The sequence below is a fragment of the Novosphingobium sp. TK46 genome (genome assembly GCF_055361525.1).
The window spans coordinates 2713235-2734376 of sequence record NZ_CM143963.1 but is presented as its reverse complement, the minus strand read 5'-3'; the positions used below and the strand labels follow the sequence as shown (position 1 = coordinate 2734376).

Genomic DNA, 21142 nt, shown 5'->3' with positions numbered 1-21142 from the left:
TAATCCGGCGGGAACGTCGGGTGGAGTGTTTTTCGGCTCACGTGATGGCAGGTTCATCGCGATACGGCGCACCACCGCGCAGTTTCGCAGCCTTGTCCGTTCGTGAACCCCGTCATCCCTTCACCCGTCCCCGCCACACCCAGTGGACCGGGGTGCGACGGGTCCGTTCCGCGCTACCTTACGCAAGGCACGCGGACCGGATCCATCGCACTCCCTCAGGAAGAAGAGATAGATGCCCACGATCAACCAGCTGATCCGCAAGGGTCGCGAGCCGCAGAAGGCCAAGTCGAAGGTTCCTGCGATGGAGCAGAACCCCCAGAAGCGCGGCGTCTGCACGCGCGTGTACACTACGACCCCGAAGAAGCCGAACTCGGCGCTTCGCAAGGTCGCCAAGGTGCGCCTCACCAACCAGCGCGAAGTCATCACCTACATCCCGGGCGAAGGCCACAACCTGCAGGAGCACTCGGTCGTGCTGATCCGCGGCGGCCGCGTTCGCGATCTTCCCGGCGTGCGCTACCATGTCCTTCGCGGCGTGCTCGACACGCAGGGCGTCAAGGACCGCAAGCAGTCGCGCTCGAAGTACGGCGCCAAGCGTCCGAAGTAATTTTGGTCGCGGCTAGGCCGGCTCCGGTCCGCTCCCCCACCCGGACACCCTATCGAGGGTATCCTGTGGGAGGCCGGGTGGGGGAGCGGGCCGGAGCCGCAAGGCGGTCACGGATGTGACCGACGCATTCCGAAGGAATTCAAGAAGATGTCACGTCGTCGTCGTCCCGAGAAGCGGGAAATCCTGCCTGATCCCGTGTTCCACGATCAGATCCTGTCCAAGTTCATGAACAACCTCATGTACGACGGCAAGAAGTCGGTCGCGGAGCAGATCGTCTATGGCGCCATGGAAACCATGCAGACCCGCGCCAAGGCGGACCCGGTTCAGCTGTTCCACACCGCGCTGACCAACGTCGCCCCGCAGATCGAAGTGCGCAGCCGCCGCGTCGGTGGTGCGACCTATCAGGTTCCCGTAGAGGTTCGCCCCGAGCGTGCGCAGGCTCTCGCGATCCGTTGGCTGATCACCGCGGCGCGCAACCGGCCCGAGACCACGATGTCGGCGCGCCTGTCGGGCGAATTGCTCGATGCCGCCAACAACCGCGGCAACGCGGTGAAGAAGCGCGAAGACACGCACCGCATGGCCGATGCCAACCGCGCCTTCTCGCACTACCGCTGGTAAACCGGCGCTGGTAAGGTCTCCCGGCTGGGCCTCGTGCCTGGCCGGAACCGTGGTCGTCATCGCCGCGTCACACTTTTAATCGAGGGGCCGGGAGCCTATCTCACGCGTGGCTCCCCTCCCCCGCACACCCAAGGATTGAACCCATGGCACGCAGCCATCCGCTTTCGATGTACCGTAACATCGGCATCATGGCGCATATCGACGCCGGCAAGACGACAACGACCGAGCGCATCCTCTACTACACCGGCAAGTCCTACAAGATCGGCGAAGTCCACGACGGCGCCGCGACGATGGACTGGATGGAGCAGGAGCAGGAGCGCGGCATCACGATCACCTCGGCTGCCACCACCTGCTTCTGGACGTCAGAGGACCAGGAATACCGCATCAACATCATCGACACCCCCGGCCACGTCGACTTCACCATCGAAGTCGAGCGTTCGCTGCGCGTGCTCGACGGCGCGGTCGCCTGCTTCGATGGCGTTGCCGGCGTTGAGCCCCAGTCCGAGACCGTGTGGCGCCAGGCCGACAAGTACGGCGTGCCGCGCATGTGCTTTATCAACAAGCTCGACCGCACCGGCGCCAACTTCAAGTACTGCGTGCAGTCGATCATCGACCGCCTGGGCTCGACCCCGGCCGTCCTGTATCTGCCGATCGGCATCGAGGCCGATCTCAAGGGTCTGGTCGATCTCGTCAACAACCGCGCGATCATCTGGAAGGACGAAGCGCTGGGCGCCGAATTCTTCTACGAAGAGATCCCGGCCGATATGGTCGACGAAGCCGCCGAGTACCGCACCAAGCTGATCGAGCTCGCCGTGGACCAGGACGATGACGTCATGGAAGCGTACCTCGAAGGCACCGAGCCCGACGTCGCGACGCTCAAGAAGCTGATCCGCAAGGGTACGCTGGCGCATGCGTTCGTGCCCGTGGTCTGCGGTTCGGCGTTCAAGAACAAGGGCGTGCAGCCCCTGCTCGACGCCGTGGTCGACTACCTGCCCTCGCCGCTCGACATCCCCGACGTCCAGGGCGTCAAGATGGACAGCGACGAGAAGGACAGCCGTCCGCCCGAAGACAACGCACCGTTCAGCGCGCTGGCGTTCAAGGTCATGAACGATCCGTTCGTGGGCTCGCTCACCTTCATCCGCATCTACTCGGGCACGTTGACCAAGGGCGGCTACCTGAACTCGGTGAAGGATCGCAAGGAGAAGGTCGGCCGCATCCTCGAAATGCACGCCAACGATCGCAAGGACATCGACGAAGCCTTCGCGGGCGACATCGTTGCGCTGGCCGGCATGAAGGAAACCACCACCGGCGACACGCTGTGCGCCGAGCGTCAGCCGATCGTGCTGGAGCGGATGGAATTCCCCGAGCCGGTCATCGAGCTGTCGGTGGAACCCAAGACCAAGGCCGACCAGGAGAAGATGGGCGTCGCGCTCAACCGTCTCTCGGCAGAGGATCCCTCGTTCCGCGTTTCGACCGATCATGAGTCGGGCCAGACCATCATCAAGGGCATGGGCGAGCTTCACCTCGACATCATCGTCGATCGCATGCGTCGCGAGTTCAAGGTCGAGGCCAACGTCGGTGCGCCGCAGGTGGCCTATCGCGAGTATCTCGCGAAGCCGGTGGATGTCGATTACACCCACAAGAAGCAGTCGGGTGGTACCGGTCAGTTCGGTCGCGTGAAGATCAAGGTCACGCCGGGCGAGCGCGGTTCGGGCATCACCTTCACCGACGAGATCAAGGGCGGTAACATTCCGAAGGAATATATCCCCGCGATCGAGAAGGGCATGCGCGAGACGGCAGCCTCGGGTTCGCTGGTCGGCTTCCCGATAATCGACTTCGACATCAACCTGTATGACGGATCGTACCACGACGTCGACTCGTCAGCCCTGGCGTTCGAAATCGCCGGTCGCGGTGCGATGCGCGAAGTCGCACAGCGCGCCGGCATCAAGCTGCTCGAGCCGATCATGAAGGTCGAAGTCGTCAGCCCCGAGGAGTATCTCGGTGACGTCATCGGCGACATGAACAGCCGTCGTGGCCAGATCCAGGGCACCGATACCCGCGGCAACGCACAGGTCGTCGAGGCACTCGTGCCGCTGGCCAACATGTTCGGCTACGTGAACCAGCTGCGCTCGTTCACCCAGGGCCGTGCGAACTACTCGATGTTCTTCTCACACTATGACGAAGTCCCGGCGAACGTCGCGGCCGAGGTCAAGGAGAAGCTTGCCTAATAGGTGAGATCATTCTAGTGGCGGCGCCTGTTTCAGTGGGCGCCGTCCATTCCCACAGAACCAAAATCAAGCGAACAGAAGGTTTCAACAATGGCGAAGGCTAAATTCGAGCGGAACAAGCCGCACTGCAACATCGGCACCATCGGTCACGTCGATCACGGCAAGACCACGCTGACGGCTGCGATCACCAAGGTGATGGCTGAAGCATTCGGCGGCACCGCTGTCGACTTCGCCAACATCGACAAGGCTCCTGAAGAGCGCGAGCGCGGCATCACGATCTCGACCGCACACGTCGAGTACGAGACCGAAGCACGTCACTACGCGCACGTCGACTGCCCGGGCCACGCTGACTATGTGAAGAACATGATCACCGGCGCTGCGCAGATGGACGGCGGCATCCTCGTGGTGAACGCTGCTGACGGCCCGATGCCGCAGACCCGCGAGCACATCCTGCTCGCACGTCAGGTCGGTGTGCCCGCACTGGTCGTGTACATGAACAAGATCGACCAGGTCGACGACGAGGAGCTGATTGAGCTCGTCGAGCTCGAAATGCGCGAACTGCTCACCTCGTACGGCTTCGACGGCGACGCGATCCCCATCGTCAAGGGTTCGGCTCTGGCCGCTCTTGAAGGTCGTGACGACGAGATCGGCAAGAACTCAATCCTCGAGCTGATGAAGGCCGTCGACGAAGCGATCCCGCAGCCGCCCCGTCCGACCGACAAGCCGTTCCTGATGCCCGTCGAGGACGTGTTCTCGATCTCGGGTCGTGGTACGGTCGTGACCGGCCGCGTCGAGACCGGCATCGTCAAGGTTGGCGAGGAAGTCGAGATCGTCGGCCTCAAGGACACCCGCAAGACCGTCGTCACCGGCGTCGAAATGTTCCGCAAGCTGCTCGATCAGGGTGAAGCTGGCGACAACATCGGCGCGCTGGTTCGCGGCGTTGCACGTGAAGACGTCGAGCGCGGCCAGGTTCTGGCCAAGCCCGGTTCGGTCACCCCGCACACCGAGTTCAACGCAGAAGTCTACGTGCTGTCGAAGGAAGAAGGCGGTCGTCACACTCCGTTCTTCGCCAACTACCGTCCGCAGTTCTACTTCCGCACCACCGACGTGACCGGCGAAGTGATTCTTCCCGAGGGCACCGAGATGGTGATGCCGGGCGATAACGTGACGCTCGCCGTCAAGCTGATCGCACCGATCGCCATGGACGATGGCCTTCGCTTCGCAATCCGCGAAGGCGGCCGTACCGTCGGTTCGGGCGTCGTTGCCAAGATCACGAAGTAAGCTTCACCGCTCTTCGGATTACAGACAAAAGGCCCGGCTTCCGAAAGGAGGCCGGGCTTTTTGCCGTACGAGGCAGACGCGCTCCCGTCGTGCGCGCAAGCATCACCACACCTCCCGTCACCCTGAACTTGTTTCAGGGTCCATCAGGCGGTGAGCCCTGCTCTCTCAGACGCTACGCCGCTGCCACGGTTGGCCACTCAAGCCACAGGGCAAGCGGCACGATCGACCCTGAAACAAGTTCAGGGTGCCGACGGCCGGTGTTGGATGCCGTTGGATTAATCGGGCACTCTCGGTACCGCCACGCACGGCGTCGTAAAAGAACGTCCGACCTAACCTCAATCAACCCTTGCGCGAATCCCATTCGCGACGTAAGGGCCGCCTTCGAATTTCCTCGGGGCATCGCCCCTTTGCTCTTTCTCATCGGTAGGGACATGGACGCTCAAAACATCCGCATTCGCCTCAAGGCGTTCGACCATCGAGTGCTTGACCAGGCAACCGGCGAAATCGCCGACACTGCCCGTCGCACCGGCGCACTCATCCGTGGCCCTATTCCACTTCCGACGAAGATCGAGAAGTTCACCGTGAACCGCGGCCCGCACATCGACAAGAAGTCGCGCGAGCAGTTCGAGGTCCGCACCTACAAGCGCCTGCTCGACATCGTGCAGCCGAACGCCGCCACTGTCGACGCGCTGATGAAGCTCGACCTGGCAGCCGGCGTGAACGTCGAGATCAAACTCGCGTAAAGCCGCTTTCCAAAGCGTCAGTTATGGTCTAACGGCCACATTCCTTCCGGACTCGAGTCCGGCTCTGGTGGTTTAGGCCACTAGGAGACAGAGCCCCGGCGATCACGATCGCTGGCGGACACAAGGGATACCTCCGGTTCAAGTCTTCGGACGAACGATCGGGAATGCGTCCCCCGTCTCGCTTTCTTGCAACCATCGCGTTGTCGGCAAGCACCCAGCCCGGACGGGGCTCGCATCACACCAGGGCTGGACACGCCTGTCGGGATGGTCTCGGCAGGCCTCTGTTATGGAGTTTTGGTCATGCGCACCGGCGTGATCGCCAAAAAAGTCGGTATGACCCGACTGTTCCAGGAGGACGGCCGGCATGTGCCCGTGACCGTCTTGGCGCTGGAAGTTAATCAGGTTGTCTCTGTTCGCACCAATGATGTCGACGGCTACGTCGCTGTCCAGCTCGGTGCCGGAGTGGCCAAGCAGAAGAATGTGAACAAGCCCCAGCGCGAGCACTTCGCCAAGGCCCAGGTTCCTCTCAAGCAGCGAGTTGCCGAGTTCCGCGTCGATGACGACGCCGTTCTCGAAGTCGGCTCCACCATCGCAGCATCGCACTTCGTCCCCGGTCAGCTGGTAGACGTCGTCGGCCACACCCAGGGCAAGGGCTTCCAGGGCGCCATGAAGCGCTGGGGCTTCGGCGGTCTTCGCGCCACCCACGGTGTTTCGCTCTCGCACCGTTCGCACGGTTCGACCGGCCAGCGTCAGGATCCGGGCAAGGTCTTCAAGAACAAGAAGATGGCCGGCCACATGGGCGACCGTCAGCGCACGCAGCAGAACCTCGAGATCGTCCGCGTCGACGACGAGCGTGGCCTGATCTTCGTCAAGGGCTCGGTCCCTGGCTCGAAGAACGCCTGGCTCACCGTCTCGGACGCCGTCAAGGTCGCTCGTCACGCCGAAGCGCCCTACCCCGCCGGCCTCAAGCAGGCCGCCAACAGCAATGACTCGGCCTCCGCCGACACGCCTGCGGTTGACACCGCAGCGGTCGAGACGACCGACGGCCAGGAGGGCTGAACATGAAGGTACAGGTCCTCAATCTCGACGGCACCAACGCGAACAACGACATCGAACTGTCGGATGACGTGTTCGGTATCGCACCGCGTGCAGACATCCTGCACCGCGTTGTCACCTGGCAGCTCGAGAAGCGTCGCGGCATTGCTCGCGCCACTCGCGAGCGTTCGGATGTCGCACGCACCGGCAAGAAGTTCGGCAACCAGAAGGGCGGCGGTACCGCCCGTCACGGCGATCGTGCGGCTCCGGTGTTCATCGGTGGTGGTAAGGCTCACGGCGCCCGTCGTCGCGAGTTCAATCCTTCGCTGAACAAGAAGGTTCGTGCACTCGGCCTGAAGATGGCGCTCTCGGCCAAGGCCCAGAATGGCCTCGTCATTGTCGACAACCTCGACGGCATCGAAGCCAAGACCAAGGCGCTCAAGGGCGAATTCGGCAAGGCCGGCATGAACGGCAAGGTTCTCGTGATCGACGGCGACGTCGTGAACACGAACTTCGCACTCGCAGCCGGTAACCTGGTCGGCGTGAGCGTGCTCCCCGCCGTCGGCGCCAACGTCTACGACATCCTGAAGCATGATACGCTGGTGCTGACCCGCGCCGCTGTCGAAAAGCTGGAGGCGCGGTTCGCCCCCACGGGAGTGATTAACAATGGCTAAGGGCCAGCAAGTGGACATCCGTCACTACGACGTGATCCTTTCGCCACACATCACCGAGAAGTCGACGATGCTCTCCGAGCATAACGCCGTGGTCTTCAAGGTGGCTGACAAGGCGACCAAGCCCGAGATCAAGGCGGCCGTAGAGGCGCTGTTTTCCGTCAAGGTGACCGGCGTCAATACGATCGTGGTCAAGGGCAAGACCAAGCGCTGGCGCGGTAAGGAATACCGCCGCAGCGACGTGAAGAAGGCGATTGTCACGCTGGCCGAAGGCCAGTCGATCGACATCACCGAAGGCGTACGGGGCTAAATCGGATGGCACTCAAAAGTTATAACCCGACGAGCCCGGCGCGCCGCGGCCTCGTCCTTGTCGACAAGTCGTCGCTGTTCAAGGGCAAGCCGCTCAAGGCTTTGACCGAGGGCAAGCACAAGACCGGCGGCCGCAACAACAAGGGCCATGTGACCTCGCGCGGCATCGCCGGCGGTCACAAGCAGAAGTACCGCTACATCGACTTCAAGCGTCGCAAGTGGGACCAGCCTGCCACCGTCGAGCGGCTCGAGTACGATCCCAACCGCACGGCGTTCATCGCCCTCGTCAAGTACGAGGACGGCGAGCTCGCCTACATCATCGCACCGCAGCGTCTCGCCGTAGGTGACCAGGTGGTCGCCGGTGAGAAGACCGACGTGAAGCCGGGTAACGCGATGTTGCTCAGCACGATGCCGGTCGGCACGATTTGCCACAACGTCGAGATGAAGCCCGGCAAGGGCGGTCAGATTGCCCGTTCGGCCGGAACGTACGTTCAGGTCGTCGGTCGTGACCGCGGCATGGTCATCGTTCGCCTGAACTCGGGTGAGCAGCGCTACATTCGTGGTGACTGCATGGGTACGGTGGGCGCGGTGTCGAACCCCGACAACGCCAACCAGACCCTCGCCAAGGCCGGTCGCAAGCGCTGGATGGGCCGACGCCCGCTTACTCGCGGTGTCGCCAAGAACCCTGTCGATCACCCTCATGGTGGTGGTGAAGGCCGGACTTCCGGTGGTCGTCACCCGGTTACGCCTTGGGGCAAGCCGACCAAGGGCGCGCGCACACGTCACAACAAGCAGACGGACAAGATGATCATCCGTTCGCGCCACGCCAAGAAGAAGAGGTAAGACACGATGGCACGTTCCGTCTGGAAAGGCCCCTTCGTTGACCTGTACCTTCTCAAGAAGGCTGAGGTTGCGCAGGATGCCAGCGGTCGCACCGGTCCGATCAAGACCTGGTCGCGCCGCTCCACGATCCTTCCGCAGTTCGTTGGTCTGACCTTCTCGGTCTACAACGGCAAGAAGTTCATCCCCGTCGCCGTGAACGAGGACATGGTCGGTCACAAGCTTGGCGAGTTCGCTCCCACGCGGACCTTCCCGGGCCACGCCGCCGACAAGAAGGGCAAGCGCTGATGAGCAAGCAGGCAGCACCCCGCCGCGTCGGCGAAAAGGAGGCTTTGGCCGTCAACACCACGATCCGTGGTTCGGCGCAGAAGCTCAACCTCGTCGCTGGTCTGATCCGCGGTCGCCGCGCCGAGGATGCGATGAACATCCTCGCCTTCTCGAAGAAGGGCATGGCCGAAGAGGCTCGCAAGGTTCTCGCATCGGCGATCGCCAACGCGGAAAACAATCACAACCTGGACGTTGACGCGCTCGTCATCGCCGAGGCTTCGGTGGGCAAGTCGATCGTCATGAAGCGGTTCCACACGCGTGGTCGCGGCAAGTCGACCCGCATCCTGAAGCCGTTCAGCCGCTTGCGGATCGTCGTTCGCGAAGTCGAGGAGGCCTGAGCTATGGGTCATAAGTCCAATCCCATCGGTCTGCGTCTGCAGATCAACCGCACCTGGGACAGCCGCTGGTTCGCCGAGGGCGAAGGCTATCGCACGCTGCTTGAGGAAGACCTCAAGATGCGCAAGTTCATCTTCACGAGCCTGCCGCAGGCAGCGATCTCGAAGGTGGTCATCGAGCGCCCTGCCAAGCTGTGCCGCGTGTCGATTTATGCCGCGCGTCCGGGTGTCATCATCGGCAAGAAGGGCGCCGACATCGAGAAGCTGCGCAAGCAGCTCGCCGCGATGACCAAGAGCGAAGTCAAGCTGAACATCGTCGAGATCCGCAAGCCGGAAGTCGACGCTAAGCTGATCGCTCAGGGCATCGCCGATCAGTTGATCCGTCGCGTCGCCTTCCGTCGTGCCATGAAGCGTTCGATGCAGTCTGCGATGCGCCTGGGTGCTGAAGGCGTGAAGATCATGTGCGGCGGCCGTCTTGGCGGCGCCGAGATCGCGCGCGTCGAGCAGTACCGCGAAGGCCGCGTGCCGCTTCACACCTTACGTGCGAACATCGATTATGCCGAAGCCGAGGCGCTCACCGCCTACGGTATCATCGGCATCAAGGTCTGGGTCTTCAAGGGCGAGATCCTCGGCCATGACCCGCTGGCCCAAGACCGACTGATGATGGAGGCTCAAACCTCCGGCGTCCGTCCGGCCCGCTGAGCCAAGGATTAGAGAAGCACCATGCTGCAACCTAAAAAGACCAAGTTCCGCAAGGCTTTCAAGGGCCGGATCAAGGGCGACGCCAAGGGCGGTACCGACCTGAACTTCGGTTCGTACGGCCTCAAGGCCATGGAGCCCGAGCGGATCACCGCGCGGCAGATCGAGGCGGCTCGCCGCGCGATCACGCGTCACATCAAGCGTCAGGGCCGTCTTTGGATCCGCGTGTTCCCGGACGTGCCCGTTTCGAAGAAGCCCGCCGAAGTCCGTCAGGGCAAGGGCAAGGGCGCGATCGAATACTGGGCCGCTCGCGTGAAGCCGGGCCGCATCCTGTTCGAGCTGGACGGTGTTGCCGGTCCTCTCGCGGCAGAGGCCTTCAGCCGCGCCGCGATGAAGCTGCCGATCAAGACCAAGGTCGTTGCCCGCCTCGGCGACTCTTCGCACCTGGGAGGTGAGTGATGGCTAAGATCGAAGACATGCGCGCCAAGACCGACGACCAGCTCAAGGACGAACTGGGCGAGCTCAAGCGCGAGCAGTTCAACTTGCGCTTCCAGGCCGCGACGAGCCAGCTCGAGCGCCCTGCCCGGATCAAGGAAGTCCGTCGCGACATCGCCCGGATCAAGACGCTGCAGACGCAGCGCTCTGCCGACGCGGCGAAGTAAGGAGACCAACGATGCCCAAGCGTATTCTGACGGGGACCGTGGTTTCCGACAAGACCGACAAGACCGTGACCGTGCTCGTCGAGCGTAAGGTGAAGCACCCGCTTTACGGGAAGATCATCCGGCGCTCGAAGAAGTACCACGCTCACGATGAGGAAAATGCCTACCAGACCGGTGAGCGCGTCCGCATCGAAGAGACCAAGCCGATCTCCAAGACCAAGTCTTGGAAGGTGCTCGATCGCCTCCAGGCGAGCAAGGGTACCGCGATCGAGGCAAACATCGAGGTGGACAACGCGCGCTAAGCTGCTAGGGGCGCTGATCCTTCAGCGCCCGCTCAGCATTGGCCGTGCACTGGAATTTTTTGGAACTGCCGGACTGGTTCCGGCAAGCCGTTGAGAAGGAACCGGATCTATGATCCAGATGCAATCCAATCTCGACGTCGCGGATAACAGCGGCGCTAAGCGCGTCCAGTGCATCAAGGTGCTGGGTGGCTCTAAGCGTCGTACCGCGGGCGTCGGCGACATCATCGTGGTGTCGATCAAGGAGGCGCAGCCCCGCGCCCGCGTCAAGAAGGGCGACGTTCACCGTGCCGTGATCGTTCGCACCCGCAAGGACGTGCGTCGCGCCGATGGCAGCGTTATCCGCTTCGATTCGAACGCGGCCGTGCTGATCAACAAGAACGAGGAGCCGATCGGCACTCGTATCTTCGGCCCCGTGGTCCGTGAGCTGCGTGGCCGTGGCTTCATGAAGATCATCAGCCTTGCGCCGGAGGTGCTGTAATGGGCTCCGCTAAGATCAAGAAGGGCGACAGCGTCGTCGTCCGCTCGGGCAAGGACAAGGGCCGCACCGGCACCGTCGTCCAGGTCATGCCGAAGGATGGCAAGGTACTTGTTGAGGGCGTCAACGTCATGACCCGTCACCGCAAGCCGAGCCAGACGAACCCGCAGGGTGGTATCGACCGCGTTCCTGCGCCGCTGGCGATCAGCAAGGTCGGCCTCGCCGACCCCAAGGATGGCAAGCCGACGCGCGTTCGTTTCGAGACCAAGGACGGCAAGAAGGTCCGTGTGGCCGTGAAGTCCGGGGAGACCATTGATGGTTGACACCTACACACCGCGTTTGCGTTCGCGCTATGACGCCGAGATCGTCAAGGCGATGACCGAGAAGTTCGGTTACAAGAACGTTATGGAGGTTCCCAAGATCTCCAAGATCACGCTCAACATGGGTGTTGGCGAGGCCAGCCAGGACAAGAAGAAGGTCCAGACTGCCGCCCAAGAGATGGAGCTGATCGCCGGCCAGAAGCCCGTGATCACCAAGGCTCGCAAGTCGATCGCGCAGTTCAAGCTGCGTGAGGGCATGCCGATCGGCTGCAAGGTGACCTTGCGTCGTGAGCGCATGTACGAGTTCCTCGATCGCCTGGTGACTGTGGCCATGCCACGCATCCGCGACTTTCGTGGCCTCAACCCCAAGTCGTTCGACGGTCGTGGTAACTACGCGATGGGCTTGAAGGAGCAGATCATCTTTCCAGAGATCAGCTACGACAAGATCGACAAGGTGCGTGGCATGGACATCATCGTCACCACCACCGCGAAGTCCGACGATGAAGCGCGCGAGCTGCTTCGTCTGTTCGGTTTCCCGTTCCCGCTGCCCGAGGCGGCGAGCGAAGAGAAGCAGGCTGCGTGAGCGGCCGTAGCAAGAGAGCTTAAGTCCATGGCGAAACTGAGTTCCGTAAACAAGAATGAGCGTCGCAAGAAGCTCGTGAAGAAGTACGCTGGCAAGTATGCGGCCCTCAAGGCCGTTGCTGATGATCAGTCGCTCGACGAAACCGAGCGTCTGATCGCACGCCTCAAGCTGGCCGAGATCCCGCGCAACGCCAACCCGACCCGGGTTCGCAACCGTTGTGCCACGACCGGCCGCCCCCGCGGCTTCTACCGCAAGTTCGGGATCAACCGGATCGAGATCAGGAACCTTGGCAACAAGGGCATGATCCCCGGCCTGGTCAAGTCGAGCTGGTAAGGATTATCTAAATGGCTTTGACCGATCCCCTGGGTGATATGCTCACCCGCATCCGCAACGGCCAGCAGGCGAAGAAGGACTCCGTCCTTTCGCCCGCTTCGAAGATCCGCGCACGGGTTCTCGAGGTGCTGCAGCGCGAAGGTTATATCCGTGGTTTCAGCGATGACGCCACCGGTGCCCACCCGCAGCTGCGCATCGAGCTCAAGTATTTCGAAGGCGAGCCTGCTATCAAGCATATCGCCCGCGTCTCCAAGCCTGGCCGCCGCGTCTACTCGGGTTCCAAGGAACTTCCGGTGATCCGCAACGGTCTTGGCATCACCATCGTCTCGACGCCGCGCGGCGTGCTTTCGGATGCCGAAGCACGTACGCAGAACGTCGGTGGCGAAGTGCTTGCGGAGGTATTCTGATGAGCCGCATTGGCAAGCGTCCTGTCGCCATCCCCAGCGGGGTGACTGCCGACATCAAGGACGGCGTTCTCTCGGTGAAGGGGCCCAAGGGTACTCTCACTCTGCGTATGCGTGACGAGATCAGCTACACGCTCGACGACGGTTCGATCCTGGTAAAGCCGGCGAACGACACCAAGTCGGCCCGCGCGTTCTGGGGCATGCAGCGTACGCTCGTGTCGAACCTGATCGAAGGCGTGACCACGGGCTTCACCAAGACGCTCGAGATCACTGGCGTTGGTTATCGTGCGAACATTCAGGGCAAGAACCTGAAGCTGCAGCTGGGTTACTCGCACGACGTCGACATCACCGTGCCGGAAGGCATCGAGATCAAGACGCCTGACAACACGACTGTCGAGATCTCCGGCAACGACAAGCAGAAGGTCGGCCAGATCGCGGCTGAGATTCGCCAGTGGCGCAAGCCCGAGCCTTACAAGGGCAAGGGTATCAAGTACCGTGGCGAGTACATCTTCCGCAAGGAAGGGAAGAAGAAGTAATGGCCAAGCTCAACCTCTTCGATCGCCGCAAGCGTCGCGTTCGTACGTCTCTGCGTGCGCGCTCGGGCAGCCGCCCTCGCCTTTCGGTGCATCGCACCGGTCGGCACATCTATGCGCAGATCATCGACGACGCGCAGGGCCGCACCATCGCCGCAGCCAACACGCTGGGCGCCAAGGGCACCGACATCGACGCTGCGACCCGCGTGGGCAAGCAACTCGCGGAAGCTGCCAAGCAGGCGGGCGTGACGACTGTCGTGTTCGACCGCGGTGGTTTCCTGTTCCACGGCCGCGTCAAGGCGCTGGCCGAAGCCGCCCGTGAAGGCGGGCTGGAGTTCTGATCATGGCTGACGAAAACAACAACGAGCAGCCCATCGCGGCTGCAGCACCCCAGGGTGCGGATGCTGCTCCGGTCTCGGCGCCTTCGAGCGGCGGTTACCAGGGTGGTGGCCAGGGCAACCGTGGCGGTGGCAACCGTGGCGGTGGTCCAGGTGGCAATCGTGGTCGTGGCGGCGGTGACAACCGTGGCGGCGGCGGTGGTCGCGGCGGCAACGATCGTGGCGGCCGTGGCGGCAACGATCGTCGCGGTGGACGTGACGACGATGGCGGTGAAGAGCTGATCGAGAAGCTGGTTCACATCAACCGCGTCTCCAAGACCGTCAAGGGCGGCAAGCGCTTCGGTTTCGCCGCGCTGGTCGTGGTCGGCGATGGCAAGGGGCGCGTCGGCTTTGGTCACTCCAAGGCTCGCGAAGTTCCCGAGGCGATCACCAAGGCGACCGCTTCTGCCAAGAAGAAGATGGTTCGTGTTCCCCTCAAGGAAGGCCGCACCCTGCATCACGACGCCAAGGGCCACTTTGGCGCCGGCAACGTCAACGTGCGCAGTGCGCCCGCCGGTACCGGCATCATCGCCGGTGGCCCGATGCGCGCCGTGTTCGAGAGCCTGGGCGTTCATGACGTGGTGACCAAGTCGGTCGGCACCTCGAATCCCTACAACATGATCCGCGCCACGTTCGACGCGCTGACCAACCAGACTTCGCCGAAGTCGGTCGCTCAGCGTCGTGGCAAGAAGGTCGCCGACCTTCTGGGTCGTGGCGGCGCCACCGAAGTAGAGGCCGAGGCAGCCGCCGAAGCCATCGCGGAGTAATCGATCATGGCAACCATCAAGATCAAGCAGATCGGTTCACCGATCCGTCGCCCGGAAGCCCAGAAGAAGATTCTGATCGGCCTGGGTCTGGGTAAGATGCATCGCACCGTTGAGCGTCAGGATACCGCGGAAGTACGTGGCGCTATTGCCCGGCTCCCGCATATGGTCAAAGTGATCGACTGAACGTCGCGTCTGTAGCTAGAAGAACGAAGCCCCGGCCGAAAGGTCGGGGTTTTTCGTATGTGACCACCATTTCGAACCCGGCCTCAAGCGTCGGCAGCGCGACCTGATCCACGTTCATCACGCCGACGCCAAACACATCCCTGTTTCTGAATGCTCTGGGGAAATTTATTCTCGGTCCGATGCGTTCATGATGCGGCAGTCCTCCTAAACCTAGATGGACTACGCAGTTGCTGGTTCGCGGTTCGTCAGCTTTGCGGCTGTATCGATCGATGAAACGTTTCGGGATTGAAGACATGACGTTCGAGCGCAGTTCCGCCCTCTACAGGCGTGCCGGTTGGCGCGAGGCCCTGCATGATCTGGCGTTGAGTTGCCGCGATGATGACCGCGCCCGTACGCCCGAGCGGCTTCAGGAAATGAACGCACTTCTCGTCGATGCGCCGGATGTGTCCCTACTTGAGGGCCTTCGCGCCGTGAGCCCCGTGCGGTTAGAGGCTTTGCTGAAGTTGGGCGCCTGGGAGACCGCAGCACTTTCCATGCTGGACGATGGTGCCAGGTATATGCTGTCTCGCAGCGACGAACAGCGTAGTCTGGCCACGGTCGTGCTGCCAACAACCCGCCAGGAAAAGACAAGCTCCGGATCTTCCCCGGCGCTGGCGATTGTCGGCGCCCTGGCGCTCGCACTGTCGTGCGGGAGCCGTTTTGCCTCACTTGCCACGCTGCGCCCAACTCTGGACGTCGCTCCGTCACTTCATTGAAACGACCGGTGGAGGACGGCGCGACCAGGATCGCGCCTTATCCTAGTCGATATCAAGCAAGCTGGGTGCGCCGCGCCCTTCCATGAAGGTTGCCAGGTTGCGGTGAAGGTTGATGACCTTCTGTTCCTGATGCGGATTGGGCAGCGGTCCTCGGAAGCCGGACGACTTCATGCCCTTCTGGACGAACTGCATGTTGCCAAAATCCTGCGCCAGGACCGAGCCCCAGTTCTCGCCGGTCGGATCGGCATAGACCCATTCGGTAATCGGGGCTTCGCCTTCGGGGAACCGCTCCAGCGCGTAGCTTTCGAACACGCACTTGTTCGGATCATCCCCATAGGGGCGCACGCGGTAACATAGCGCGAAGGTCTCGCCATGGAGGATGTTCTGGTTGGGGAACAGGCCCCAGGCGAGGCCACCCTCCTTCTTGATTTCGGCCGGAACGTCGGGCCAGATGACGCCACGCCTGGCATCGTCGGCCTTGGCGGACTTGATCCAATGCGCGATGCATTCCTGCGGGGTCGCGGTCGCCGGCAGTTCGTCCTTCATGCGGCTGGCTGCGTTGACCAGCGTCTCGGTCGACGCCGAATAATTGACCGTCTCGTAGTTCTCGCGGATCAACTCGTAGGTGGACACGCGGGGATCGTCGCCCTTGCCCGCACGCGTGGTGCCCGCGCTTTCGCTCATCTGGAACTTGGCGTCGCGCGTGTCGTAGCTCGATACCGAATGCAGCCCGTACTGCTTCGACAAGGCGTAGTAATCACCATAGGCCAGCAGCTGGGTGTGCGTACCGGCGACATGATAGGGCTCAAGGAAGGCCTCGATCGCGGTCTTCCAATTGCATTCGTAGATCGCCCACTGACGCCATTTGTAGCTCATACCGGCAAGGTCGAAGTGGTTCAGGATCTCTCCCGCGCGTCCCATCCACTCGACCAGCGGCACCGCATCGGGGTCCATGTTGATGTAGATATAGCCGTTCCACGTATCGACCTTCACCTCGGACAGGCAGGTCATCTCGGGCGTCAGCTTGTTGTCCCAATCCTGCGGATCGAGGATGTAGGTGTTCTCACCTTCGAGATTGAAGGTCCAGCCGTGAAAGCCGCATACGAAATTGCGGCGATTGCTCCCGCGAACATCGTGCACCTTGCCGGGCAGATGATCGGGTGTGCTGACAAGCTGACGGCCACGATGAGGGCACACGTTGTGAAAGGCCTTCAGGCTGCCATCGTCCTTGCGCAGGACGATGATCGACTCGTCCGCGACGTTGTAGGTCAGCCAGTCCCCGGCGTTGGGCAGATCGCTTTCGCGCTCGACCATCTGCCAGATCCTGGGCCACAGCAGGCGCTTCTCGGCTTCGAGGTACTCCGACGAAAGAAAGGCCTCGGTCGGGTACGTGACCAGCCGCTCCTGATCCATGTCCTGAGCGGTGATGTTTGCGGGGGCGAACGTCTCTGGCTTGTTCATCGTGGCATCTCCCATGGCACCAGGCGACATCCTTGCGGCGGATGTTCTGACACACGGCCAACTGCGCTATTCAACAGTCCTGTTCATTAAGTCCAATGCCCGTCGAATGCCAGAACAGAATCGACTAACGCAAAACGAAGGGGCGGAACGCTTGCACGTTCCGCCCCTCGCGCAGCCCCGATGGCGTTCCTCAGAGGGCGATGATGCCGCCATCGTCCTTGGTGATGGCAACGATGGCCGATCGTGGGCGGATCGTCGCGGCGACCGCGGTACCGGCCTGTGAATCCGGCCATTGGCTCGAAGGCTGTGCCGGCGTACCATCCTCTCCCGGATGCTGGATGCCGACGAACAGCGTGCGTCCATCCGGCGTCATGTCGATACCCGTGATCTCGCACTGCTTGGGGCCAACCAGGAAGCGGCGCAGCGTTGCCGCCGTCGCCGCCGCTCCGACGATGGTCGCCTGCGTTGCGGTGGCGCCGGTCGCATCCTTGTTGGTGATCGTTTTGGCGCCACCGTCTCCGACGGTGCCGGGCATTGCCGCCAGCAACATGCAATTGGTGCGATCTGTCAGCGCACCATCGTCCGTTTCGATCCAGAGCACCGGCTTCACCTTGCCGGCAGGATTGGTCGACCGCGAGAAGTACAGGCCATCCGGGCTGGACAGGTCGTTATCGGCGGTCAGCCCCGAGATGTTCACGTTGACCGGGTCGGCGTCCGCGGAGTCCGCACCGAACAGGTAGATGTCCCAACGAAACGTCACCGCGCCGGCATCGTCGCCGCTCTCGCGTAGGCGGATGATGTGACCGTTGGGGTTGCCGAACTGCGCGGTCATCCCCTTCGGATCGTTGTAGTGGCGCGGATTGGCGGCGTCTGTCCCGTTCAATGGCCGCCCGGCGGCATTGTTGTTGGTCAGTGTGAGATAGATCTCGCCGGTCACGGGGTTTCCGGCCGTCCACTCGGGCCGGTCCATCGGCGTGGCCCCCACCGCGTCGGCGGCAAGCCGGGCGTTGATCAGAATGTCAGCCTGGTCGGCGAACTGATAGGCCGGAGTCGACCCCGATGCTGCGCGGGGCGGCACTTGCCCGAAGACGAGCGGCAACCATTGCCCGGTCCCATCCGCGTTGAACCTGGCGACATGGAGCACGCCTGCATCAAGGTACTTGTCGCCCATGGCGACACGATTGGTGGCCCCCGCATCCGCCGCGGCGAACGTGGTGTTCGAGACGAACTTGTAGAGATACTCGCGCCGGGAGTCGTCGCCCATGTAAACTGCCAGCTTGCGCCCGGCGACCGCTTGGACGAACGCGCCTTCATGCCCGAAACGCCCAAGCGTGGTGCGCTTGCGCGGCGTGGACGCCGGATCGTAGGGATCGATCTCGACCACCCAGCCGAACTGGTTCGGCTCGTTGCGGAAGTCCTGCGCTGCGGTGTCGGCCTTTGCGCGCGCATCCCAGCGGGTGTAGAGCGTGTCCGTCGTCGCCACCGACGACCAGGCGTAGTTGCCAGTGTTGCTCGTCACGCCATACCGAGACAACGCGATCTGCTCACGCACGGAGCGTTTGGCGCTATCGGCACCGGCGCCCGTCGCATCACGACGGAAATAGCCGGCCCAGTTTTCCTCGCAAGTCAGGTTCGTGGCCCAGGGCGTTATGCCGTTAGCGCAATTGTTGATGGTGCCACGGCCCCGCGTCCCATCCGGGGAAAAGACGGTAGACAGCATCGCCGAGCCGGCGGCGGGACCAGAAAACTGCATCGGCGTGGCGGGCGTGATGCGACGGTTGAAGCCGCTGGTCGCCACATAGCTCCACTTGCGATTACCCGCATCGACATACTCGCTGACGCTGACACCGTGCGCCATCATCTCCTTGAGCGCCTCGCCTTGCGGGCGCGGGCCCGTGGCGACGTTGGTCGGGCCGTTGGGGTGGAGGTACTGAACGTTGAGGTTCTCGTGGTTCTGAACCATCAACCCGCGCGTATTGCTGTTGTCGTCGCGGGCGGCGGCGCTGTTCAGGCCGAAGAAGTGCAGCGCATCGCCATGATCGCCGATGCGCCTGTCGAAGTCGCTGTCGGTGCCGTTGTTGGCATAGGCGGAGACGCCCGCCGCCAATGGATCCCCAAGGCGGGTCAGCACCGTTACCGAGTAGCCGGCCGGAACCGTGACCACGTCGTTCAGGTTCTTCGCCACGGCAGAGAACCCCAGCACGGCGGCATTCACGCGAACGGTACTGGTGGCGCTCGCGGTGCCGCCCCGCTGCGTCGGGGCGGAATAGGTGAACGTCAGATCGGTGGCCTGCGTCACCGACGGCGCGATGAACGTCGAGGTGGTGCCATTGACCGTGGTGAGCGCAACGGCTTCGCCGCTGCTTTGCGTCCAGGCGCCTGGCAGAACGTCCGCCGCGACTGTCGTCGTCAAGGTCACCACCCTGCCGGCGCTGGTAGCTGCGACCATTCCTGGCGTCACCACCGGTGACTGGTCGGCATCGTCGCCGCCGCAAGCCGAAAGCATCGTGGTTCCAAGCAGCGCCATCCCCGTTGCGCCAAGGCCGCCGAACAGCGTTTGCCGGCGCGAGTATCGCTCGTCAGCGAGGCTTTCGAGCGATCGCACGCAGCTGTCGTTCGTGTCGACGTCACCGTCCGAATAGCCGGTGATCGAGAAGTTGTCTGTCATGGTGTCCCCCTTTGCGAGTGCTCTGGGGCGATCTCCTATGGCCGTTCCATGACAGGATTGCGGAGCTGCGATGACAGATTTGCGGCATCGCCGGGGTTGGGCGAACGCTCCGTCAGGCGGTGGGGTACACACCTGCCAGCACCGTTCTGAAGTGCCGTTTCACAAGTTCGTTGCAGGTGCAGGCGCGCTGCGCGAGCAATTCGGGAGCGGTCACTTCGATCCCGCCGCGCCGCGTCCGTACAAGGCCGTCCGCCTTGAAGCGCTGGACCACCCTGCTGGCATAACTGCGGCCGATGCCCATCATCGAGGCGAGTTGTTCCTGCGTCATGGTGATGTCGTTGCGGCCAATCCGCTCGGTGGCGGCGATGAGCCACTTGGCGGCGCGCTGCTCGATCGTATGCACCGCGTTGCAGGCGATGGACTGAAAAACCTGAGCCATCAGGCAGTCGGCATAGCGTGAGAACAGCGATCGTACCGCAGGAGACGCCTCCTTGGCTCGGTCGAGGTCGGCCACCGGTATGCGCAGGAACCGGCCTTCGTGCATAACGCTCGATCGCGCGTAGGCCGGGGTCGATCCATTGCTGACGATCGCGCCCAGTGCGCCCTCGCGTCCGACCATCAAGGTCTCGACCACGACGCCGTCCTCGAGCAAAACGAAGAACGATGCGACCGCGCCCCCGCATGGAAAGTAACAGTAATCGACGGACTCGCCGGGCTCGTAAAGCAATCGTCCGCCGCTGAGGCGAATGGTCGCCGAACGCGCGAAGAGCATGTCGCGATCCTGATCGCTCAGGGTGTCCAGCAGTTCGTTTCGTTCGGACATCGCCCATCCTTTCGGACCGCTTCGGCCCTGCGGAGGACAAGTCGGTCGTTCGCGGCGAAGTTCCCGGCTGCGTGTAAAAGTGAACAGAGGGACGATGGCATTCGTGCTACTCGACGTTGCAGAACGCTTGTCGGCGCCCCCGCGATCGGGCGGCGGCCTCCGAGTCATTTCGATGGACAATCGGGGCGGTCGGCACCAAGGAAGCTTCGGAGATTTATCAGCCTAACATGCAAACACTCCTGGCACATCTGCGCGAGGCGACAGCGGCGTCGCATGCGTCGCTCGACGACGCCTTCGGCTCGCTCGATCTCTCCCAAAGGTCGGACTACGCGCGTTTTCTTGCGGGTCATGCGATCGGCATGAGGCCACTTTTCGGCAGCTTCAGGACGTTCGTGGCGGACCAGCTAGGGCTGCCCTGCCCTGATTATCCTGCAATGTTGCGGATGGATCTTGCGGCCTTGGGCATCGATGCCGAAGATCTGCCCAAGCTTGAAACGAAAGTCGACCTCACTCCGGGTGGCAGCGGCTACGTCGTGGCAGGATCGCGCCTGGGGCTGTCGATGATCCGCAAGGCCGGCTATTGGGGCCGTGCGCATGGCCACCCGTCGGCCTACATGGAAGACGATCAGGGCATCGCGATCTGGAAGAGCGTGTCGGCCTGGCTCAAGCGTAGCGAGGCCGACGAGGCTGTTGCCTCACGCGAAGCCGCCGCAGCGGTTGCAGCCTTCGACACCTTTCGCGACGCCTTCGCAGCGAGCGGCGTCGTGACCATCAGCGAAGTCGCGAAGTAGGCGCAATGGCCGATTTAT

General features: G+C 62.7%; 29 protein-coding genes. 26 read left to right on the top strand and 3 right to left on the bottom strand.

The window, feature by feature from the left end; genetic code table 11:
• Positions 1-232 precede the first annotated feature (232 nt).
• The 25 genes from rpsL to ACXJ1Z_RS12955 all read left to right on the top strand — a co-directional run bounded on the left by rpsL (position 233) and on the right by ACXJ1Z_RS12955 (position 15381).
• Positions 233-604 carry a 30S ribosomal protein S12 gene (gene rpsL / locus ACXJ1Z_RS13075; RefSeq protein ID WP_058737541.1) on the top strand — a complete coding sequence of 124 codons (372 nt, stop codon included), beginning with the start codon at positions 233-235 and terminating at the stop codon, positions 602-604.
• 147 nt (positions 605-751) lie between these two features.
• The gene (gene rpsG / locus ACXJ1Z_RS13070) at positions 752-1222 is read left to right on the top strand and encodes a 30S ribosomal protein S7 (RefSeq protein WP_463777198.1); all 471 of its coding nucleotides are present in this window, start codon (positions 752-754) and stop codon (positions 1220-1222) included.
• A 143-nt stretch (positions 1223-1365) separates the two neighbouring features.
• Positions 1366-3450: an elongation factor G gene (gene fusA / locus ACXJ1Z_RS13065; protein WP_463777196.1), complete on the top strand. Its 2085-nt coding sequence runs from the start codon at positions 1366-1368 to the stop codon at positions 3448-3450.
• Positions 3451-3540: 90 nt separating this feature from the next.
• Complete coding sequence (gene tuf / locus ACXJ1Z_RS13060) at positions 3541-4731, top strand: elongation factor Tu (RefSeq protein WP_463777195.1); 1191 nt, start codon at positions 3541-3543, stop codon at positions 4729-4731.
• A gap of 431 nt (positions 4732-5162) precedes the next feature.
• Positions 5163-5474, top strand: a complete 312-nt coding sequence (gene rpsJ, locus ACXJ1Z_RS13055) for a 30S ribosomal protein S10 (protein WP_463777193.1) — start codon at positions 5163-5165, stop codon at positions 5472-5474.
• A gap of 300 nt (positions 5475-5774) precedes the next feature.
• Positions 5775-6533, top strand: a complete 759-nt coding sequence (rplC, locus tag ACXJ1Z_RS13050; RefSeq protein ID WP_463777192.1) for a 50S ribosomal protein L3 — start codon at positions 5775-5777, stop codon at positions 6531-6533.
• 2 nt (positions 6534-6535) lie between these two features.
• A complete protein-coding gene (rplD, locus tag ACXJ1Z_RS13045; protein WP_463777191.1) occupies positions 6536-7183 on the top strand; it encodes a 50S ribosomal protein L4 in 648 nt (215 codons plus the stop codon).
• Positions 7176-7490, top strand: a complete 315-nt coding sequence (locus ACXJ1Z_RS13040) for a 50S ribosomal protein L23 (protein ID WP_463777189.1) — start codon at positions 7176-7178, stop codon at positions 7488-7490. The genes rplD and ACXJ1Z_RS13040 overlap by 8 nt, the downstream gene beginning before the upstream one ends.
• 5 nt (positions 7491-7495) lie before the next feature.
• The gene (rplB, locus tag ACXJ1Z_RS13035) at positions 7496-8332 is read left to right on the top strand and encodes a 50S ribosomal protein L2 (protein WP_463777187.1); all 837 of its coding nucleotides are present in this window, start codon (positions 7496-7498) and stop codon (positions 8330-8332) included.
• 6 nt (positions 8333-8338) lie between these two features.
• Positions 8339-8617 carry a 30S ribosomal protein S19 gene (rpsS, locus tag ACXJ1Z_RS13030; protein ID WP_463777185.1) on the top strand — a complete coding sequence of 93 codons (279 nt, stop codon included), beginning with the start codon at positions 8339-8341 and terminating at the stop codon, positions 8615-8617.
• Positions 8617-8994 (top strand): 50S ribosomal protein L22, encoded by a 378-nt coding sequence (gene rplV / locus ACXJ1Z_RS13025; RefSeq protein WP_463777184.1) that lies wholly within the window; start codon positions 8617-8619, stop codon positions 8992-8994. Before rpsS ends, rplV begins: the two co-directional genes overlap by 1 nt.
• A 3-nt stretch (positions 8995-8997) precedes the next feature.
• The gene (rpsC, locus tag ACXJ1Z_RS13020; protein ID WP_463777183.1) at positions 8998-9693 is read left to right on the top strand and encodes a 30S ribosomal protein S3; all 696 of its coding nucleotides are present in this window, start codon (positions 8998-9000) and stop codon (positions 9691-9693) included.
• Between the two features lie 21 nt (positions 9694-9714).
• Positions 9715-10149, top strand: a complete 435-nt coding sequence (rplP, locus tag ACXJ1Z_RS13015; RefSeq protein WP_463777182.1) for a 50S ribosomal protein L16 — start codon at positions 9715-9717, stop codon at positions 10147-10149.
• Positions 10149-10352 (top strand): 50S ribosomal protein L29, encoded by a 204-nt coding sequence (gene rpmC / locus ACXJ1Z_RS13010; RefSeq protein WP_463777180.1) that lies wholly within the window; start codon positions 10149-10151, stop codon positions 10350-10352. The genes rplP and rpmC overlap by 1 nt, the downstream gene beginning before the upstream one ends.
• An 11-nt stretch (positions 10353-10363) precedes the next feature.
• On the top strand, positions 10364-10651 hold the full coding sequence (rpsQ, locus tag ACXJ1Z_RS13005; protein ID WP_463777179.1) for a 30S ribosomal protein S17: 288 nt from the start codon (positions 10364-10366) through the stop codon (positions 10649-10651).
• Between the two features lie 109 nt (positions 10652-10760).
• A complete protein-coding gene (rplN, locus tag ACXJ1Z_RS13000) occupies positions 10761-11129 on the top strand; it encodes a 50S ribosomal protein L14 (protein WP_159870546.1) in 369 nt (122 codons plus the stop codon).
• Positions 11129-11449 carry a 50S ribosomal protein L24 gene (rplX, locus tag ACXJ1Z_RS12995; RefSeq protein WP_463777177.1) on the top strand — a complete coding sequence of 107 codons (321 nt, stop codon included), beginning with the start codon at positions 11129-11131 and terminating at the stop codon, positions 11447-11449. Before rplN ends, rplX begins: the two co-directional genes overlap by 1 nt.
• Positions 11442-12029, top strand: a complete 588-nt coding sequence (gene rplE, locus ACXJ1Z_RS12990; RefSeq protein WP_463777175.1) for a 50S ribosomal protein L5 — start codon at positions 11442-11444, stop codon at positions 12027-12029. Before rplX ends, rplE begins: the two co-directional genes overlap by 8 nt.
• A 27-nt stretch (positions 12030-12056) precedes the next feature.
• The gene (gene rpsN / locus ACXJ1Z_RS12985; protein WP_463777174.1) at positions 12057-12362 is read left to right on the top strand and encodes a 30S ribosomal protein S14; all 306 of its coding nucleotides are present in this window, start codon (positions 12057-12059) and stop codon (positions 12360-12362) included.
• Positions 12363-12373: 11 nt separating this feature from the next.
• Positions 12374-12769 (top strand): 30S ribosomal protein S8, encoded by a 396-nt coding sequence (gene rpsH / locus ACXJ1Z_RS12980; RefSeq protein WP_463777172.1) that lies wholly within the window; start codon positions 12374-12376, stop codon positions 12767-12769.
• The gene (gene rplF / locus ACXJ1Z_RS12975; RefSeq protein WP_463777170.1) at positions 12769-13302 is read left to right on the top strand and encodes a 50S ribosomal protein L6; all 534 of its coding nucleotides are present in this window, start codon (positions 12769-12771) and stop codon (positions 13300-13302) included. The genes rpsH and rplF overlap by 1 nt, the downstream gene beginning before the upstream one ends.
• Positions 13302-13640 carry a 50S ribosomal protein L18 gene (rplR, locus tag ACXJ1Z_RS12970; protein ID WP_463777169.1) on the top strand — a complete coding sequence of 113 codons (339 nt, stop codon included), beginning with the start codon at positions 13302-13304 and terminating at the stop codon, positions 13638-13640. Before rplF ends, rplR begins: the two co-directional genes overlap by 1 nt.
• A 2-nt stretch (positions 13641-13642) precedes the next feature.
• Positions 13643-14443 carry a 30S ribosomal protein S5 gene (rpsE, locus tag ACXJ1Z_RS12965; RefSeq protein WP_463777168.1) on the top strand — a complete coding sequence of 267 codons (801 nt, stop codon included), beginning with the start codon at positions 13643-13645 and terminating at the stop codon, positions 14441-14443.
• A 6-nt stretch (positions 14444-14449) separates the two neighbouring features.
• The gene (gene rpmD, locus ACXJ1Z_RS12960) at positions 14450-14626 is read left to right on the top strand and encodes a 50S ribosomal protein L30 (RefSeq protein WP_463777166.1); all 177 of its coding nucleotides are present in this window, start codon (positions 14450-14452) and stop codon (positions 14624-14626) included.
• Between the two features lie 227 nt (positions 14627-14853).
• Positions 14854-15381: a hypothetical protein gene (locus ACXJ1Z_RS12955; protein ID WP_463777165.1), complete on the top strand. Its 528-nt coding sequence runs from the start codon at positions 14854-14856 to the stop codon at positions 15379-15381.
• Between the two features lie 42 nt (positions 15382-15423).
• On the opposite strand, the gene ACXJ1Z_RS12950 is transcribed toward ACXJ1Z_RS12955, so the two are convergent.
• The 3 genes from ACXJ1Z_RS12950 to ACXJ1Z_RS12940 all read right to left on the bottom strand — a co-directional run bounded on the left by ACXJ1Z_RS12950 (position 15424) and on the right by ACXJ1Z_RS12940 (position 20333).
• Positions 15424-16842, bottom strand: a complete 1419-nt coding sequence (locus ACXJ1Z_RS12950) for an aromatic ring-hydroxylating oxygenase subunit alpha (protein WP_463777164.1) — start codon at positions 16840-16842, stop codon at positions 15424-15426.
• A 190-nt stretch (positions 16843-17032) separates the two neighbouring features.
• Entirely contained in the window at positions 17033-19510 is a 2478-nt protein-coding gene (locus ACXJ1Z_RS12945; protein ID WP_463777162.1) for a PhoX family protein, read from the bottom strand.
• A gap of 112 nt (positions 19511-19622) precedes the next feature.
• Positions 19623-20333 carry a Crp/Fnr family transcriptional regulator gene (locus ACXJ1Z_RS12940; RefSeq protein ID WP_463777161.1) on the bottom strand — a complete coding sequence of 237 codons (711 nt, stop codon included), beginning with the start codon at positions 20331-20333 and terminating at the stop codon, positions 19623-19625.
• 227 nt (positions 20334-20560) lie between these two features.
• Here ACXJ1Z_RS12940 and ACXJ1Z_RS12935 point away from each other — a divergent pair, with 227 nt between their 5' ends.
• Positions 20561-21124 carry a biliverdin-producing heme oxygenase gene (locus ACXJ1Z_RS12935; protein ID WP_463777160.1) on the top strand — a complete coding sequence of 188 codons (564 nt, stop codon included), beginning with the start codon at positions 20561-20563 and terminating at the stop codon, positions 21122-21124.
• The last annotated feature ends 18 nt before the right edge of the window (positions 21125-21142 follow it).